Below are 16,643 nucleotides of genomic sequence, written 5' to 3' on the forward strand. Positions count from 1 at the left end.
TGTATGAGATATCAACGGGTACCTCATGCGTTTCTCGCTTTTTAAATACTTCAAATTTCTTCATTTTTTAATATTTTTCGTGCGTTCTCTTTCAATCGTGTGACAGTCTCAATACCTTTCGTACGTTCTAAAAATTCATATGCTTCTTTAATATGAAAGTTTCTATTGGATGTATTATGAGCATCACTTCCAAGAATATGAATAGCATCTTGTTCTAATAAATAATCAGCTACTCTTTTAGCATCTTCGCCATATTTATTCACTAAAGAGCCTGCTGTAACTTGACATAATGCGCCTCTATCAATTAAATTAAATAAAATTTGTGGATCATCTTGAATCGGAATGATACGTTCTGGATGAGCTAATATTGGACGGTATCCAGCATTAAATAACTTTTCAAATGTTTGTTCAGCAAATTCTGGTATCGAGAAAAATGGAAACTCAATTAACACATATCTTGAACCTTCAGTAATAGGTAACAATTCACCGGATTCTAATCCTTCAAGTTCCTCACCAAACATATGAATTTCTTGGCTAGGATAAACTTTAATATCAATATGATGATCATTTAATAGAGATTGTACTTCTTCAGTTCTACTTTTAACGATATCGGCATTATTTCTAAACCGATGTTTTATATAATGAGGTGTTGCAACTATATCTGTTATACCAATTTTCTCAGCTTCTCTTGCAAGTTCAAGCATACTTTCCTCATCTAATGGACCATCATCTAATCCATATAATAAATGATTATGAATATCTATCATGTGCACCTCTCCTTTTATTACGCAACTATAATCATACAACTTTATTCCCTTATTACTTATATTGTAACAAATAACTGTTTGTAACCAGTATTAAAATGACTGATTTTTGCAAATAAGCAGAAAAGTTGTTTTTAAAACTATTTTATATGAACATAAAAATATCGACATATAAGGAGTGGGAAAAACATGGAATTAGCAAAAGCATTAGAAAAAAGACGCTCTGTTAAATCTTATGAGCCATACGATTTAGATAGAGAAACAATTTATAATTTATTAGATCAAGCTGCATTATCACCTTCAGCTTGGAACTTACAACAATGGAAAGTAATTGTTGTTGATACAGATGAAGCAAAAGAAAAATTATATAACGCAGCTAATAAACAAATTAAAATAAAAGAATCTAGCGCGACATTTATCATTTTAGGTGACTTAAATGCACATGAAACAATTGGTGATATCGCAGATGATTGGATAGACCATAAACATATACCAGCTGATAAAAAATCAGGATTAATACAAAGTGTCCACCAATTCTTTGAAAGTGATACAAACAGAAGAGACGAAGCAATACGTGGCGCTTCATTATTTGCGATGAGTTTAATGTTAGTCAGTGAAGACGCAGGTCTCGCAACTTGCCCAATGATAGGCTTTGACAAACAAGCAGTAATTGATGCATTTAATATTGAAGATAACTTAGTACCAGCAATGCTTATCTCAATTGGTAAAGGTGAAATGAATAATGATAGAGCCTCACGCATACCAGCATCAGCATTTGCGAAATTCGAATAAAGAATGTTCTAAATTTGTAAAAAACTCACCTCATTCATGCATAAAAAAGTATTATAATGAAAGTAACAAAGTGAGGTGTTTAAGATGAACAAACGTTATCAAAAGGTTCTAGTACTTTACTTAATTTCAACGTTCGTGCCATATGCATTATTCAGTAGAAAAAATGATAGCACATTAACTAAAACTTGGTTACCAAGTTCATTAGTAGGATACGGTATCTTTGCATATGGACTCAAAGTTTTAACAAAAATGAAAAAAGCAGCTTAACCATAAGCTGCTTTCCGATTAGGAGCAATATGAGCAAACTGAACTTATGTAAGTTCAGTTTGTTTTTTGTTTGGGGGGTGGATGGTGGGAAAGTCTTGGCTTTATTCGGTACTTAAGCCATGACTTAGACGATCTCTTGGCTTTATTCGGGACTTAAGCCATGACTTGGGCGATCTCTTGGCTTTACTCGGTACTTAAGCCATGACTTGGGCGATCTCTTGGCTTTATTCTGTACTTAAGCCATGACTTGGACGATCTCTTGGCTTTATTCAGTACTTAAGCCATGACTTGGACGATCTCTTGGCTTTACTCTGTACTTAAGCCATGACTTGGGCGATCTCTTGGCTTTATTCATCACTTAAGCCATGACTTGGTCGATCTCTTGGCTTTATTCAACACTTAAGCCATGACTTACACGATTTCTTGGCTTTACTCATCACTTAAGCCATGACTTGGTCGATCTCTTGGCTTTATTCAGTACTTAAGCCAAGACTTACTCGATCTCTTGGCTTTATTCATCACTTAAGCCAAGACCCAATACTCAAACTTACACCACCCACACCATTACACACTACTACTTCTCACTTTTTACCATTTCTGCATATTCTGTGTCGGTTATGGCATAAATGACATCGTCTACTACTTTTTCTTTATGGATTCTGTTTTTAGGCATGACCCCTATTTTCTTCATACCAAGTCTTTTCATCACTTCGCCTGATTTCGGATTAATTGTACTGTGCATTGCTTTTACTTGATTAAGCCCTAATGTTTCAAATGAAAGTGATAGCAATGCTAATCCCGCTTCTGTCATATAGCCATTACCTGTATATTTTAAGTTAAGGGCATAACCGAGTTCTCCGCGTTTATGTTCTTGCTCAACTCTTAAATCAATTGTACCTATTAATTTATCTTCGGATTTTAATTCGATTCCATACTTTCCTAATGGCGCTCTCATATAATATCCTGCAATTGTACTTTTAGTTTCTTCTTTAGATAAGTGTGTTGGAAACACATGTGTTGTATTTTCAACATCAGATGCATATTCGAATAATGATTCAACATCATTTAAATTAATAGGTCTTAAAATAAGTCTTTCTGTTTCCAATATTTGATTTTTTGCTAATTCTACTAATACATCCATACTTAACACCTACTTATGATTGATATTCGTTCAACGCTAATGCTAGACAACCGATTATACCTTGGTCATCATTTAAACTTGGTGTAACAATATATTCTTCTACTGGTGGAACTGCAATATAGTTGTTATTTAATCGTTCAAATTGCTCATGCACTTTTTTTAATAAATGTGTTTGATGCATCACACCACCGCCAAAAATGATTTTTTCAGGAGACAACATAAGTGCTGTATTAAGTGCTGCTTGTGCAATATAATAAGCAACGATATCCCAGTCTTGAGCATTTTCATGAATTTCTTTTGCAGAAATACCTGCTCTTTTTTCGATTGCTGGACCTGAAGCTAAACCTTCTAAGCAATTACCGTGGTACGGACAATTACCTTCAAAGTCTTGATCATCTTTATGAATTTTAATAGACATATGTCCCATTTCAGGATGACTTAATCCTTGTACAATTTTCCCTTTAACGATCGCACCGCCACCGATACCAGTACCTACTGTATAGTAAACCGCTGAGTCAATATTTTTTGCGATTCCTTTTTTATACTCACCGTATAAAGAGGCATTTACATCTGTTGTAAATGCTACAGGTACGTCGAAATGTTCTTGAACTGCTCCTATAAAATCAAAATTTTGCCACGCAATTTTTGGTGTCGAAGTGATATATCCATATGTATCAGAATCTTTATTGATATCTATCGGTCCAAATGATCCTATACCTATACTACTAATTTGATATTGTTTAAAAAATTCTATAACTTTAGGTAATGTTTCTGACGGCTCAGTTGTTGGTATAGAGATGCGTTCAATTACATTTAAATCTTCATCACCAACTGCACATACAAATTTCGTTCCACCCGCTTCAATCGCACCTAGAAGTTTCACTTATATCACACTCTTTCCCATTTTATTTATTTTCACAAATCATACTCTAAATCATAACGCATACGTTCATTAGAACCATCTCTTCTTCTTGAAGACGATTAACATAATAATTGCTATAACGGCCATAATAACAAGAACAATATAATACCCATCATGCCATTCGAGTTCTGGCATATTCGTAAAGTTCATCCCGTAAATACCTGCAATTAAAGTTAAAGGCATAAACACAACAGAATAAATGGTTAATATTTTCATTATATTGTTCATCTTGAATGAGTTCAAAGAAATATAATTATCTCGTATATCACTCGTCATTTCTCGTGACGAATCTACCATTTCCATTTGTTTCATAAGGTGGTCATTAATATGCGTAATAAACAGAAATTGTTGTTCATTAAGATGCAACACTTTACCCTCACGCATTCTATATACTAAATCCTTCATCGGTTGAACAGTTCTTTTAATAATCAGCAATTCTTCTCTTAAATCAAATGTATCATCGATTAACGTCTTTGTTGTAATATCTAAATTATGACGATCTTCGAAATTAAATACTTTGTCTTCAATATCATAAATAAACGGAAAATAGTTATCTACTATATCATCTAGAATATGTAATAGTATATCTTTAGGTTCATTTATTTCGATCGTTTCATTAAATAACTTTCTTTTGATTGTATCGATTTCTTCATAACGTTCTCTATGGAATGTCACGATAAAATCTTCACCAATAAAGATATCCACTTCTTCAGATTCTAAAGTCTTTAGATCTAATGCATGGAATACAATAAATTGATAATCATCATATTGTTTAAACTTCGGTCTTTGTTGAACTTGCGTTGCGTCTTCTACTGATAAAGGATGAAAATTAAAATAATCAACTAATATTTCTGATTCTTCTTTAGTTGGTTCATTTAAATCCACCCATATCCATTTTTTCTCTTCTGAAATATCTTTAGGTGAATTAGTTTCTTTTATTTCATCTTTTAAATTGACATAATAAGTTTTAATCATCTTTTTCACACCATTTTTCGCTTTACTTTATTTCATATTATACAACTAAAAAAGCAGTGAGCAAATATACTCACTACTAAAAATAAATTATGAAAATACTACTGTCTTATTACCATTAACGATGACTTTATGTTCACAATGCCATTGCACCGCTCTCGCTAATACTTGAGATTCAACATGCCTACCTGTATGTTTCATATCTTGTGCAGTATATCTATGATTAACTCTTACAACATCCTGCTCAATAATTGGTCCTGCATCTAAATCTTCAGTCACATAATGACTCGTCGCCCCAATTAATTTAACACCTCTTGTATAGGCTTGTTTATAAGGGTTCGCACCAATAAATGACGGTAAGAATGAATGGTGAATGTTAATAATTTTCAAGTGATGTCTTTCAACAAATACTGGTGATAATATTTGCATGTATTTCGCAAGTACAAGTAAATCAACATTGTAGCTTTCACAAATGCTTGTAATTTCATCTTCACTTTCACGCTTTGTTTCTTTTGTTACGCTAACATGATGAAAAGGAATGCCCATATCCTCAACAAATTTGCGATTATTCTCGTGATTACTAATGACACAACTGATTTCAATCGGAAATTCTTGTCTATTCGCACGTAACATAATTTCACTTAACGCATGGTCTTCTTTAGACACAAGTAACGCTGTTTTCACTTTTTCTTCAGCATCAAAGATTTGAAAATTAATCTTTCTATTTGTCAGTTCATTCTCTAAAAGTGATTTAACTTCATCGTTTTTATCAAATTCTATACGTAAATATAAATGATTTTCTTCTTCTTGAATGTCTGTATAGTGATCTAAATGAAATATATTTGAATTTGTATCTTTTATAATAGTGGATATTAATGATGTAATGCCAATTTCATCTTTACAATCAGCCAATAAAATATAATGCTTACTCATGTGCCTCATCCTTTGATTAATTTTGGAAATATTCTTACAATATCAACTATTATAAAATTTAATTTAAAAGAAAACAATAAATTACATCATCAGTTTCAAATGTAAACGTATTCATTTATTATTTTTCCCAATACATGAATTGGTCTAGTTGTAATGATGCTAACGTCTCACGAATTAATCTTTTGCGATCATAGTAATTAAGACCATGTGATTTGAGTTTTGTAATCTTTCCTTCTTGAACATATTCACCTTTATACAAATTTTTATTCTTCGATACTTTAATCGTCGACTTAGCGCCTTCTTTAGGAGATATAAATAATGGATCAAATATTTTATAAACTAAGTTCCCAAATTTTTGATTATATTTTGTTTTTCCTAAATTAGTTGAAACAGCACCTGGATGTACTGCCGTAACATGTAAGCCATCTTTTGAAAATTTCTCATGTAATTCTTGCATAAAATATAAAGTCGCAAGCTTAGATCTTCCATAAGACTTAATCGGATTAAACCTTAATGGATACTTAAAGTTTCGTCTTCCAAGATGTGCAAATAAATACGCACCAGATGAAACGATAATAATTTGTTTGTCATGACTATTCATAATTGAACCAAATAAAATATGCGTTAACATAAAGTGTCCTAAATAGTTCGTACCAAACATTAATTCGTAACCATCTACAGTTTTTTGTCTTGTTAATGACATGACGCCTGCATTATTGATAAGACAGTCGACATAAGGATATCGTTCTAAAACAAGTGTCGCAGCTTTCATAACATTTGCTAAATCTGATAAATTACACTTAATAACATCTACTGTAATATGTTGATGTTCCGCTTCTAAAAGCTTTTTTAAGTCATTACCTTTTTCAACATTTCTACATAACAAAATAATAATGTCATAATCGTGTGCTAATTCAATAACGGTTGATTTTCCTATTCCTGAAGTTGGTCCAGTAATTGCTAGAATTCTATTCGACATTGTTTATCTCCTTATTTTTATTGCTTTTTCACATAATTTTGATGTACATAAATCAGTTCTTTAGCCATTTCTTTAATGACTTCAGTAGAAATAAGTTGATCTTCAGCATGAGACAATAACAAATTTAAAGGAACCGGCTCACCTGAAGCTTCTGCTTGGATCAGATCCTTATGCACTTTATGTCCTTCAACTAAAAATTGATTGCCTTCAGAAACTAAGTTCTCAGCTGTTTCAAAATTGCCTTCTTTTGCTTCTTGAATTGCTTGCATATAATTACTTTTTGCCATTCCTACATTTGTAATAATTTGAAAAGCAAATTGTTCATATTTTTCCATATTCTCACCTTATTCCATTAAGCTTTCGGCATGTTTCAATACACCTTCTCCATCCATCATGCCATATTGTTGCATATCAATAACGTCTACTGGTACTTTACCATTCGCTACTTTTTCTACTTGTGCTTTTTGAAATCTTACTTGTGGTCCTAGTAGAATAACATCTACTTCATCAACTTTTGTTTCTGCTTCTGATAAGGCTAATGCCTCTACTTCGTATTCTTTACCTTCTTTATTTGCAGTATCTTGCATTTTTTTAACTAACATACTTGTAGACATACCCGCTGAGCAAACTAATAATATTTTTTTCATGTTAATCTTTCTCCTTTATATTAAATTTAAAATGTGCCCAAGGTTTTAAATAGTTGAGCAGTGGTAAATCATGTGGCTCAATTCTGCCAATCACATTGACTTTTCCAGTATTGAGCATCGGCTTTAATGCAATTTGTAATTCACCTTTATATTGACCATATTCTTCATTGTCTATTAATATGTCACCACGTTTAATGGCAACTGTATGATGTGCTGGAAATGATTCATTTTTATACTTCACACGACTTTGTGTTGAACGAATCATGTACTCACTCACATCACCTCTATAAAAATGAGGCTCTTCGATTGCAATTTTCTTCTCTAAGTCAGATATTTCATCAAATAATTTTGCATCAAATGTAATAGGTTCATTCTTCAAATGACTCAAAATCTCTAATTCCGCTTCTGAAGGGTAACAATTGCTGATAATGACATCATCTATCAACCCTGTAGCCCATAAATGTTGCGCTTGGGTTGTTACTGGCAAACCTCTATGATCTTCTAAAGTTGGCAAACCTTCTGTAACAGGCCACGGACCAAAGTCAGCTACTTTACTTGAAACGAATGCTGCAGTTCTTAACCCATATTTTTTGAATTTTTTACTACCTTCTAAAAAGAATGCCTCGGATATCCCTGCATATCGATGCGGATAAAAATTATGGCATCCTACTAAACAAGCGCGATTCGGCTCAAAATCCATTACATTATCAATATAATGATTCATCACACTCATATTCAGTTCAATCTTTATACCATAAGGATTATAAGTCATATCACTTGTTTCTTTCGCACCTACCCCTTCATCAAGTCTTATACCATCTACACCTAAATCATTGAAAAAAGATAAATCATTTGGTTCGATGCCGAGTACTTTGAATGTGCGAGGTGCCACATCTATAAAAATTTCAAAGTTTAAATTTTTAGCATAACGAATTGTTTTTTCAATGACTGGTAACAATGTCGCTTTATTTTCATCGGTAAGTTGCAATAAATTTGTAAATATTCTCGTAAAACCGTATTGATGGGCTTTTTCGATATATTGAATATCTTCATTTTCATTTGATTTTCCTGGATATAAAGAAATTCCTAACCGTTTCATCAAACTTCACTTCCATTCACAATATATTTCTTTTTTTATAATTTTGAATATTTTATCTATTTAGTTTATACTATAACAAAATTGAAGCGCTTACAAACGAAGGGGGATTTTTTTATGAATAACTTTGCGACATGGATAGAAGGCAAACTTTCAGGTCCAATGACCAAGCTTTCTAACCAGCGTCATTTACTCGCCATTCGTGACGGGGTTATTTCAGCACTTCCATTTATTATATTCGGCTCATTCTTCCTAATATTTGCGACACCACCGTTACCAGAGTCGTGGGCAATTACTCAGTGGGCAACAGAACACGCTGAGCAAATTTTAATTCCATATAGAATGACGATGTTTATCATGAGTTTATATATAGTGTTTGGTATAGGTTACAATCTCGCCAAATCCTATGACTTAGATCCATTGTCAGCAGCACAACTTTCCACTGCTGCATTCTTATTAACAATCGCACCAACTATGGATAAAAAATTAGGTTTCGTATTACCAATGACCAATTTAGGAGGTCACGGACTATTTGTTGCAATGTTTGTTGCGATATTCTCAGTAGAAATATATCGATTATGTAAAAATAAAAATATTACGATCAAGATGCCACCTCAAGTACCGCCATCAGTAAGTCGCTCATTTGAATCTTTAATCCCAGTAGTATTTGTACTCGGTGCAATGAGTATCATTACAGTAGTATTCCAACTTGATTTACATACACTCGTTGATAAAATCGTAGGTCCGCTTGTCTTTGCAGGTGATACATTGCCTGGTGTACTAGTACCTGTATTCTTAACAACTTTCTTCTGGGCATTTGGTATTCATGGTATGTCAATTGTCGGGACAATCGAGCGTCCACTATGGGAAGTTTATTTAGCTAAAAATGCAGAAGCACATGCTGCCGGAGAACCATTACCGCATATAGCACCAGAAACATTTTTCCAATGGTTTGTTTGGATAGGTGGCGCAGGTGCTACATTAGGACTTGTCATTTGTATATTATTGTTTGCAAAATCTCAGTTCTTAAAGAAATTCGGTAAAGCTGTATCAATACCGTCATTATTTAATATTAATGAACCAGTAATATTTGGATTACCAATTGTATTAAATCCAATCATGGTTATACCATTTATTATCATTCCATTAGTATTAACCGTCATAACCTACTTAGCAACATTATTTGGACTCGTAAATGCCACAAGCGTAATGGCACCATGGACATTACCAGCTCCAATCGGTGCATATTTAGCAACAGGTGGCGATTGGCGAGCAATCGTACTCGTACTATTTAATATCGCCGTTTCAGTCATTATCTATTTTCCATTCTTCAAAATGTACGACCGTAAAATGGTCTTAGAAGAAAGCGGCGAATCAAAAGAACAAATCGAACAAGATATGAAAGAAGGCAAATAGTAAGAAAAGAGGAACCCTCAGGGACGCAGTTTCATTTGTCCCTGAGGTTTTTTATTGTGATATGTAGGGAATGTCTTGGCTTAAGTTAGGTATTAAGCCATGACTTGGACTATCTCTTGGCTTTATTCAGTAGTTAAGCTTTGACTTGGGCTATCTCTTGGCTTTATTCAGTAGTTAAGCTAAGACTTGGGACATCTCTTGGCTTTATTCGGGAGTTAAGCTATGACTTGGGACATCTCTTGGCTTAAGTTATACATTAAGCCATGACTTAGGCTATCTCTTGGCTTTATTCAGTAGTTAAGCTAAGACTTGGGGGATTTCTTGGCTTTATTCAGTAGTTAAGCTATGACTTAGGCTATCTCTTGGCTTAAGTTAGACGTTAAGCCATGACTTGGACGATCTCTTGGCTTTATTCAGTAGTTAAGCTATGACTTGCGGCATCTCTTGGCTTTATTCAGTAGTTAAGCTAAGACTTGGACTATCTCTTGGCTTAAGTTAGGCGTTAAGCCATGACTTGGACGATCTCTTGGCTTTATTCAGTAGTTAAGCTATGACTTGGATGATCTCTTGGCTTAAGTTAGGCGTTAAGCCATGACTTAAGTAATTTTTCAAGTAATCAAAAATGTTCATTTCTATATAATCATTTAATTTGAAAAGATGTGAGTTTACTATCTCTTTAACTCACATGTTTTGCGATCTCGTGTGTTTATTCCACATTTAACTCACATCTTGTGCAATCTCGTGAGTTTACTACCTCTTTAACTCACATGTTTTGCGATCTTGTGAGTTTAATACCTCTTTAACTCACATGTTTTGCGATCTCATGAGTTTATTCCATCTTTAACTCACATGTTTTGCGATCTCGTGTGTTTATTCCAACTTTAACTCACATCTTTTTCGATCTCGTGTGTTTATTCCATCTTTAACTCACATCTTTTTCAATCTCGTGAGTTTACTGCCTCTTTAACTCACATGTTTTGCGGTCTCGTGAGTTTATTCCACATTTAACTCACATCTTTTTCAATCTTGTGAGTTTACTACTTCTTTAACTCACATCTTTTTCAATCTTGTGAGTTTATTCCCTCTTTAACTCACATCTTTACCAATCTCGTGTGTTTACTGCCTCTTTAACTCACATGTTCACCAATCTCGTGAGTTTATTACCTCTTTAACTCACATCTTTACCAATCTTGTGAGTTTACTCCTCATTTAACTCACATCTTTTGCGATCTCGTGTGTTTACTGCCTCTTTAACTCACATCTTTTTCAATCTCGTGAGTTTACTGCCTCTTTAACTCACATGTTTTACGATCTCGTGAGTTTATTCCACATTTAACTCACATGTTTTTCAATCTCGTGAGTTTATTACTCCTTTAACTCACATCTTCTTCATTCTCGTGAGTTTACTATCTCTTTAACTCACATCTTTCGGCATCCATATCCAACACACCTTCTCCCCCATACCCAACTAACCTCCACACCTAAAATAAACCACCACTCCCCATACTCCTCATTCCAAATAAAAAAGCCTAGTACAGCTTATATTCTGTACCAGGCTTTCCCTACTATATTAAATAATAATATCTATAAAGAACCAGATAATCATGACTACCATAATCAATGCTTTTGCTATTGAGCTTGTTAAGAAACCAAGTAATGATCCTACGCTTGCATTTGTTGCAGCTGCGATATCACCTTTTTGAATGATTTCTGTTACAAATACTAATACAAATGGAACGATTATAATTCCAAATGGAGGAAATACGAAACAACCGATGATGACACCGACTGCTGCCATTGTTTCTCCTAATTTAGAACCTCCAAATTTCTTAACGAAATAACTATTCATAATGATATCTGATAATATCATAAATATTGTAAATACAATCATTACTACCCAAAATACCCAAGATAATTTGCTTGAATCAATTGCAAAGTGATAAATGAAATACCCTACCCATATAAATAATACGGATGGAATTATAGGTTTCACTAATCCTATAAATGCAATTACAAACATTAAGATAATTAATATCCAACTTATTGCTGTCATTTTTATATCTCCTAACTTACTTTAGTTTCGTTGTGTGTCGTATGTTCTACTGTGAATATAAGTAATACAAATGCTACTGCTATTGATAAACTTGAAACAAAGAATACATTTCCTAGTCCAACGAGATCACTCATAATACCACCTAATAAATTTCCACCTAACTGACCGATGACCATTGCATTGGCAAATAATGTTGATGCGTATCCTGGAAATTCTGGTAAAATATCTTGAAAATAACTAATACCTAAGCCTAGTAAAATAGCTAAGAAGAATGCTAATGCGAGTTGTCCTATCAACATTGCGACGAAACTATCAAACACCCCGATGCTAAAGTAATATCCGAATCCAAAAATAGATCCAACCATTAATAATGTTTTTGTTTTGAACTTACTTGCAATAATACCAAGTATAATCATAAACGGAACTTCTAAGCCCGCACATAAACTTGCTAAATAGCCGACATGTGATTCATTATCTTTAAGATATTCTGTTACATATAACGGCATATTCAACGTATACATCCACTGACCAACATGTAACAAAATGAATGCTAAGAAAGGTATTAATAATGTCGGTTCTTTTATTAAGTTTGGTGCTTTCTTTTCTGTAAAATTACCGATAGCATTTTTAATAACTTTCTTCGGCTCTTTATAAAATATAATTAATAATACTAAAACTGTTAAAAATAGTGCTACCGTTCCACCAAACAATCCATCATATCCAAAGGCACTTAACAATACTGTACCAATTAAAGGACCAAATAAAAATCCTAATGAAAATGTAGAACGTAGAACTGTATTAGCAAATATACTTCTATCTTTATAAGCTGATTCATTAATTGATTCACGTGCTGAGGCATACATTTGAGGCATTGCTGGTGCAGCTAAACCTTGGAACATTGCGTAAAGTGCAATGAACACCCAAATAGTATGTATGTAGAAATAAATGGAGAAACATAATGCACCCATAATAAGTGCGGTAATGATAAGATATTTACGATTAATTTTGCCACTATCTGAAAATCTAGCAACAATAGAGTTTACTGTAAATGATGCCCCTGCTGCAAGCGCCATTAACAAACCATATTGCCCTTTCGTCATGCCTAAGTGCTGTGTCGCATACAACACTAAAAATGGAACAGTAATCGCAACTGCCATACCAAGTAAACCCATATTTGCTGTAAAGAGTTTATAATTTTTTATTTGAAATAATTTCAAAAACATGAATTCACAACTTCCTATATTTTATTATATGCTTGTACTTTAAAGCTTATCCTCTGCTACGTCAATGCTTTATTGCTATAATTCACATTAACCGGTAAAATCATTATTAAATATTGTAAAAAGGAGTCATTCTAGTGAATTACAAAGTAGATTATATATCAGTCGGAAAAATTGCCAATATCACATTTAGCGATCAAAAATCAAAAAAGACTGCCATTTTCAAAGAACCTTTTAAAGATAAGATGTACTTAACACATACAGGCTTTGTTGAAGACGAACAGCAATACAAAGGACATGGTGGACCTGAAAAAGCACTCTGTTTTTACAGCAAAGATAATTACGCATATTGGGATGATATTATTGATTTGTTACCAAAGTATGCAATTTTCGGAGAGAATATAACCGTTTCAGGTTTAACAGAAGAAGATTTAAACATTGGTGACACTTACGAACTTGGTGAAGCGATCATTCAAGTTTCATGTCCAAGACAACCTTGCGCTACAATTGCACAACGATATGGCATTAAAGACTTAGTTAAACGAATGGCTGATAGTTATCGAACAGGCTGTTACTTCAGAGTATTAAAAGAAGGATATGTTTCACAGAATGACAATATGAGATTAATTGAACAAACTGAGCCAAAATTATCGATTTATGAATTGAACGAAACACGATTTAAAGATAGTAAGAATCTACAACGTATCGACAATATTTTAAATCATGACGCGATTAATGATGAAACTCGTGAAATATTTACGAAGTTAAGAAAGCGTCTGTCATAGCAATCGATATCAATATAACGAAAGCAGAAAAGAAATCCGTACAGATTTCTTTTCTGCTTATTTTTTACCTATTTCAAGCTGATTAATATAGTTCTTTAAGACTTCTATGAATGATTTCACTTGTGGTAATTGTAATACGTTATGTTCATAACATATATATGTAGACCTTGTCAGTGGTTTACGCATGACATTCAATTTCTTGATTTCAAATTTATCTGTATCGATATCACCTATAACGAGTTCAGGTAAGACTGTTACACCTACACCATTTAATAGTAATGCTTTACATGTAGCGATTTGATCGACTTTAATGAGTGCATGATATTCTTGTTGTAAGTAATCTGAATACCACTCTTCTATTTGTTTTAAGTAGATAGGTTCTGCTTGAAACTCGATCATTGGTAAAAGGTGTAGATCTTGTTTTCTATTTTTAGGATATATAAAGTAATGCTGTTCATTAAGTAAGAGATCATTTTGAACATTCATGACTTCATTTCCTCTTACGACCATGATATGAAAGTCATTCTGATATTGTTTAATATGTTCACTTGAACCGATTTGTAATTGTATATCCACATTAGGATATAAGTGCGTGTATTCTCCTAATACTTGCGGGAGAATGGTCTGTCCGATTAATGAAGATACACCTATTGAAATGCTACCATTTACTTCGCCTATTTTAGAACTGATTTTATCTAATAATAAACGTTCTTCTTTTAACATTTTTCGAGCGTGTTCAATTACAAGTGAACCTTCATTTGTTGTTATCAATTGCTTCTTTGTTCTTATAAAAATATCTATACCGAAAAAGTTTTCAATTGTTTTCAACCTTTGACTCACTGCCGGCTGAGATATATAGAGAATGTCTGCTGCTTTCCTTAATGTCTTTACGTCTTCTAATGTTACGAGTAACTTATAATCGTCTACTTTCAATTGACACACACTCCTTACTTTCATTATATTATAACACGATTTGCCTACACGACCACGCCTACAACTTTAGACCGAAATATAAATTTTTTTATTTCATAAATTGAAAGTCAATTCATAATTCGTTATAGTTGACCATGTACATTAAATAGGAAGGATCATATCATGCTTATTATCGAAATTATTAAATATGTTTTTCTTGGGTTACTTCAAGGTATAACTGAACCAATTCCGGTTTCTTCAAGTGGACACCTTGTGATGGCACAAGAATTTTTAGGATTACATACGGACGGTTTAACATTTGAAATTGTTGTGAATACCGCTTCATTAATTGCCGTGCTTATCTTATTTAGAAAAGATATTATCACGCTTATTGTTGATACACTTAAATATATTAAAGGTGACCGTACCGAATCGATTAAGAAAAATTTCCAACTTGCGATGTACTTAGTCATTGCAACGATTCCTGCAGGTGTTCTAGGTATAATCTTTAAAGATATTATCGGGGATACTAAAAGTGTGATTATGGTAGGTATCATGCTTATCGTCACTGGTATCGCATTGTGGTTTATTAAGAATAAACGTGGTCAAAAACTTGAAAAAGATTTGTCACTTAAAGACGCTATTATCGTCGGTCTATTTCAAGCAGTTGCGTTAGTACCAGGACTAAGTAGAAGTGGTGCAACGATTGTTGGTGCATTAGGTGTAGGTATGAACCAAAAAACAGCATTTAAATTCTCATTCTTACTATATATTCCAGTAAGTCTAGGTACAGCTTTACTTGGTATTAAAGATATTGTTGAAACACCACCCGATACATCATTAATGATTTCATATGTATTTGCATTTATTGCATCTCTTGTAGCAAGTTATTTCTCGCTTAAATGGTTACAAGGCATTATGGAACGTGGTCAATTAGGTATCTTTAGTAAATATTGTTTCATCGTAGGTCCATTAGCAATCATACTTGCATTAATCTTCTTATAATAAAAAAACGGGGAATTCCAACTTTAAAGGGATTCCTCGTTTTTATATAGAAATATGCCATAACATTGTAGTTAAATCACTTCGCATTCATAATTTCGTGAAAACAATATCTGATTTTCTTTTCAATTCCTTTGAAATCCGTCTCTAATTTAAACATAATTTCATGAGCTGTAACATATGCCTTATGGAATTGGGCTTTGGATATTTTCTTCTCTTTGAGCATTCTTTCTAAATCATCTTCATCAACAAGTTCATATTCACCCGACTTCGGTATCACTAATACATCAAGACATAAATCTAATGTTCTAGCATTGCCAAGTTGTGTGATATTCCTCAAATTCACATCAAAATAGTATTGTACTGGTTTATTCTGTTTATCGTACATTACAGTGATACTATATGGCTTCTTTTCAGGTAAGATTTGCATCCACTTATATCCATTATCCGCAACTGTAATTTCCCTGCCGACCACATTTACTTGTAAAGGCTCTTTTACTTGTACCATTGTTACTAATCCAATTAGCCCTTTAAAATGATTGGTGTCCAATACAACTTCTTTATATTCGCGATTAAGGAGACGTCGCCAATGACGTTTGTCAATATACTTAACTTTCATAAGTTACCAACTCCTTTTTTACATTATATAAAAAACCATGTCTAATTCAAAGCATTCAATATAGAATTTCATAAATTAAATTACTATTCTAAAAAAACACTACAAGAAACTTCACTGTTTCTT

The 16,643-nt window shown here is 33.1% G+C and carries 18 protein-coding genes; 5 read left to right on the top strand and 13 right to left on the bottom strand.

From position 1 onward, the window contains the following. Nucleotides 1-50: 50 nt before the first annotated feature. Nucleotides 51-767, bottom strand: a complete 717-nt coding sequence (locus LQ622_RS08550; RefSeq protein ID WP_204258910.1) for a tyrosine-protein phosphatase — start codon at nt 765-767, stop codon at nt 51-53. Nucleotides 768-953: 186 nt separating this feature from the next. On the opposite strand from LQ622_RS08550, the gene LQ622_RS08555 reads away from it, so the two are divergent. After that, complete coding sequence (locus LQ622_RS08555) at nt 954-1,556, top strand: nitroreductase family protein (protein ID WP_037589109.1); 603 nt, start codon at nt 954-956, stop codon at nt 1,554-1,556. A gap of 84 nt (nt 1,557-1,640) precedes the next feature. Continuing rightward, nucleotides 1,641-1,823, top strand: a complete 183-nt coding sequence (locus tag LQ622_RS08560) for a hypothetical protein (protein WP_025906889.1) — start codon at nt 1,641-1,643, stop codon at nt 1,821-1,823. Nucleotides 1,824-2,397: 574 nt separating this feature from the next. Here the strand turns inward: LQ622_RS08560 and LQ622_RS08565 are convergent. The 8 genes from LQ622_RS08565 to LQ622_RS08600 all read right to left on the bottom strand — a co-directional run bounded on the left by LQ622_RS08565 (nt 2,398) and on the right by LQ622_RS08600 (nt 8,516). Further along, nucleotides 2,398-2,964, bottom strand: a complete 567-nt coding sequence (locus LQ622_RS08565) for a GNAT family N-acetyltransferase (protein ID WP_239762057.1) — start codon at nt 2,962-2,964, stop codon at nt 2,398-2,400. 13 nt (nt 2,965-2,977) lie between these two features. After that, nucleotides 2,978-3,847 carry an ROK family protein gene (locus tag LQ622_RS08570; RefSeq protein ID WP_196308353.1) on the bottom strand — a complete coding sequence of 290 codons (870 nt, stop codon included), beginning with the start codon at nt 3,845-3,847 and terminating at the stop codon, nt 2,978-2,980. A gap of 69 nt (nt 3,848-3,916) precedes the next feature. Further along, nucleotides 3,917-4,861 (bottom strand): magnesium/cobalt transporter CorA, encoded by a 945-nt coding sequence (gene corA / locus LQ622_RS08575; RefSeq protein WP_037589968.1) that lies wholly within the window; start codon nt 4,859-4,861, stop codon nt 3,917-3,919. Nucleotides 4,862-4,948: 87 nt separating this feature from the next. Next, entirely contained in the window at nt 4,949-5,791 is an 843-nt protein-coding gene (purU, locus tag LQ622_RS08580) for a formyltetrahydrofolate deformylase (RefSeq protein ID WP_037589969.1), read from the bottom strand. Between the two features lie 118 nt (nt 5,792-5,909). Continuing rightward, entirely contained in the window at nt 5,910-6,770 is an 861-nt protein-coding gene (locus tag LQ622_RS08585) for an SDR family NAD(P)-dependent oxidoreductase (RefSeq protein ID WP_204175217.1), read from the bottom strand. A 17-nt stretch (nt 6,771-6,787) separates the two neighbouring features. Next, nucleotides 6,788-7,105: a PTS sugar transporter subunit IIA gene (locus LQ622_RS08590; protein WP_239774936.1), complete on the bottom strand. Its 318-nt coding sequence runs from the start codon at nt 7,103-7,105 to the stop codon at nt 6,788-6,790. 9 nt (nt 7,106-7,114) lie between these two features. After that, nucleotides 7,115-7,417, bottom strand: a complete 303-nt coding sequence (locus tag LQ622_RS08595; protein WP_103361981.1) for a PTS sugar transporter subunit IIB — start codon at nt 7,415-7,417, stop codon at nt 7,115-7,117. Between the two features lies 1 nt (nt 7,418). Continuing rightward, the gene (locus LQ622_RS08600; protein ID WP_239762056.1) at nt 7,419-8,516 is read right to left on the bottom strand and encodes a DUF871 domain-containing protein; all 1,098 of its coding nucleotides are present in this window, start codon (nt 8,514-8,516) and stop codon (nt 7,419-7,421) included. A gap of 114 nt (nt 8,517-8,630) precedes the next feature. Between LQ622_RS08600 and LQ622_RS08605 the strand changes: the two genes are divergently transcribed. Then, nucleotides 8,631-9,929, top strand: a complete 1,299-nt coding sequence (locus LQ622_RS08605) for a PTS sugar transporter subunit IIC (protein ID WP_037589976.1) — start codon at nt 8,631-8,633, stop codon at nt 9,927-9,929. A gap of 1,570 nt (nt 9,930-11,499) precedes the next feature. On the opposite strand, the gene LQ622_RS08610 is transcribed toward LQ622_RS08605, so the two are convergent. Then, nucleotides 11,500-11,982 carry a DUF456 domain-containing protein gene (locus LQ622_RS08610; protein ID WP_025907349.1) on the bottom strand — a complete coding sequence of 161 codons (483 nt, stop codon included), beginning with the start codon at nt 11,980-11,982 and terminating at the stop codon, nt 11,500-11,502. A gap of 11 nt (nt 11,983-11,993) precedes the next feature. Next, nucleotides 11,994-13,205: a sugar efflux transporter gene (locus tag LQ622_RS08615; protein WP_037589981.1), complete on the bottom strand. Its 1,212-nt coding sequence runs from the start codon at nt 13,203-13,205 to the stop codon at nt 11,994-11,996. Nucleotides 13,206-13,339: 134 nt separating this feature from the next. On the opposite strand from LQ622_RS08615, the gene LQ622_RS08620 reads away from it, so the two are divergent. Next, nucleotides 13,340-13,987: an MOSC domain-containing protein gene (locus tag LQ622_RS08620; protein WP_239762054.1), complete on the top strand. Its 648-nt coding sequence runs from the start codon at nt 13,340-13,342 to the stop codon at nt 13,985-13,987. A 57-nt stretch (nt 13,988-14,044) separates the two neighbouring features. Here the strand turns inward: LQ622_RS08620 and LQ622_RS08625 are convergent, their stop codons facing one another. Continuing rightward, a complete protein-coding gene (locus LQ622_RS08625) occupies nt 14,045-14,920 on the bottom strand; it encodes a LysR family transcriptional regulator (RefSeq protein ID WP_025907355.1) in 876 nt (291 codons plus the stop codon). Nucleotides 14,921-15,082: 162 nt separating this feature from the next. Between LQ622_RS08625 and LQ622_RS08630 the strand changes: the two genes are divergently transcribed. Then, nucleotides 15,083-15,904, top strand: coding sequence for an undecaprenyl-diphosphate phosphatase (locus tag LQ622_RS08630; protein ID WP_037589984.1), 822 nt, complete (start codon nt 15,083-15,085; stop codon nt 15,902-15,904). Nucleotides 15,905-15,980: 76 nt separating this feature from the next. Here the strand turns inward: LQ622_RS08630 and LQ622_RS08635 are convergent, their stop codons facing one another. Beyond that, nucleotides 15,981-16,520: a ribonuclease FAU-1 family protein gene (locus LQ622_RS08635; RefSeq protein ID WP_239762053.1), complete on the bottom strand. Its 540-nt coding sequence runs from the start codon at nt 16,518-16,520 to the stop codon at nt 15,981-15,983. Between the last annotated feature and the right edge of the window lie 123 nt (nt 16,521-16,643).

This window comes from Mammaliicoccus sp. N-M50, assembly GCF_022386995.1.
Lineage (GTDB): Bacteria > Bacillota > Bacilli > Staphylococcales > Staphylococcaceae > Mammaliicoccus > Mammaliicoccus sciuri_A.

Coding starts and splice junctions, on each gene's coding strand:
- LQ622_RS08610 (WP_025907349.1), bottom strand. CDS start 11,982: ATGACAGCAATAAGTTGGATATTAATTATCTTAATGTTTGTAATTGCA.
- purU (WP_037589969.1), bottom strand. CDS start 5,791: ATGAGTAAGCATTATATTTTATTGGCTGATTGTAAAGATGAAATTGGC.
- LQ622_RS08600 (WP_239762056.1), bottom strand. CDS start 8,516: ATGAAACGGTTAGGAATTTCTTTATATCCAGGAAAATCAAATGAAAAT.
- LQ622_RS08560 (WP_025906889.1), top strand. CDS start 1,641: ATGAACAAACGTTATCAAAAGGTTCTAGTACTTTACTTAATTTCAACG.
- LQ622_RS08590 (WP_239774936.1), bottom strand. CDS start 7,105: ATGGAAAAATATGAACAATTTGCTTTTCAAATTATTACAAATGTAGGA.
- corA (WP_037589968.1), bottom strand. CDS start 4,861: ATGATTAAAACTTATTATGTCAATTTAAAAGATGAAATAAAAGAAACT.
- LQ622_RS08630 (WP_037589984.1), top strand. CDS start 15,083: ATGCTTATTATCGAAATTATTAAATATGTTTTTCTTGGGTTACTTCAA.
- LQ622_RS08615 (WP_037589981.1), bottom strand. CDS start 13,205: ATGTTTTTGAAATTATTTCAAATAAAAAATTATAAACTCTTTACAGCA.
- LQ622_RS08585 (WP_204175217.1), bottom strand. CDS start 6,770: ATGTCGAATAGAATTCTAGCAATTACTGGACCAACTTCAGGAATAGGA.
- LQ622_RS08555 (WP_037589109.1), top strand. CDS start 954: ATGGAATTAGCAAAAGCATTAGAAAAAAGACGCTCTGTTAAATCTTAT.
- LQ622_RS08565 (WP_239762057.1), bottom strand. CDS start 2,964: ATGGATGTATTAGTAGAATTAGCAAAAAATCAAATATTGGAAACAGAA.
- LQ622_RS08605 (WP_037589976.1), top strand. CDS start 8,631: ATGAATAACTTTGCGACATGGATAGAAGGCAAACTTTCAGGTCCAATG.
- LQ622_RS08595 (WP_103361981.1), bottom strand. CDS start 7,417: ATGAAAAAAATATTATTAGTTTGCTCAGCGGGTATGTCTACAAGTATG.
- LQ622_RS08635 (WP_239762053.1), bottom strand. CDS start 16,520: ATGAAAGTTAAGTATATTGACAAACGTCATTGGCGACGTCTCCTTAAT.
- LQ622_RS08550 (WP_204258910.1), bottom strand. CDS start 767: ATGATAGATATTCATAATCATTTATTATATGGATTAGATGATGGTCCA.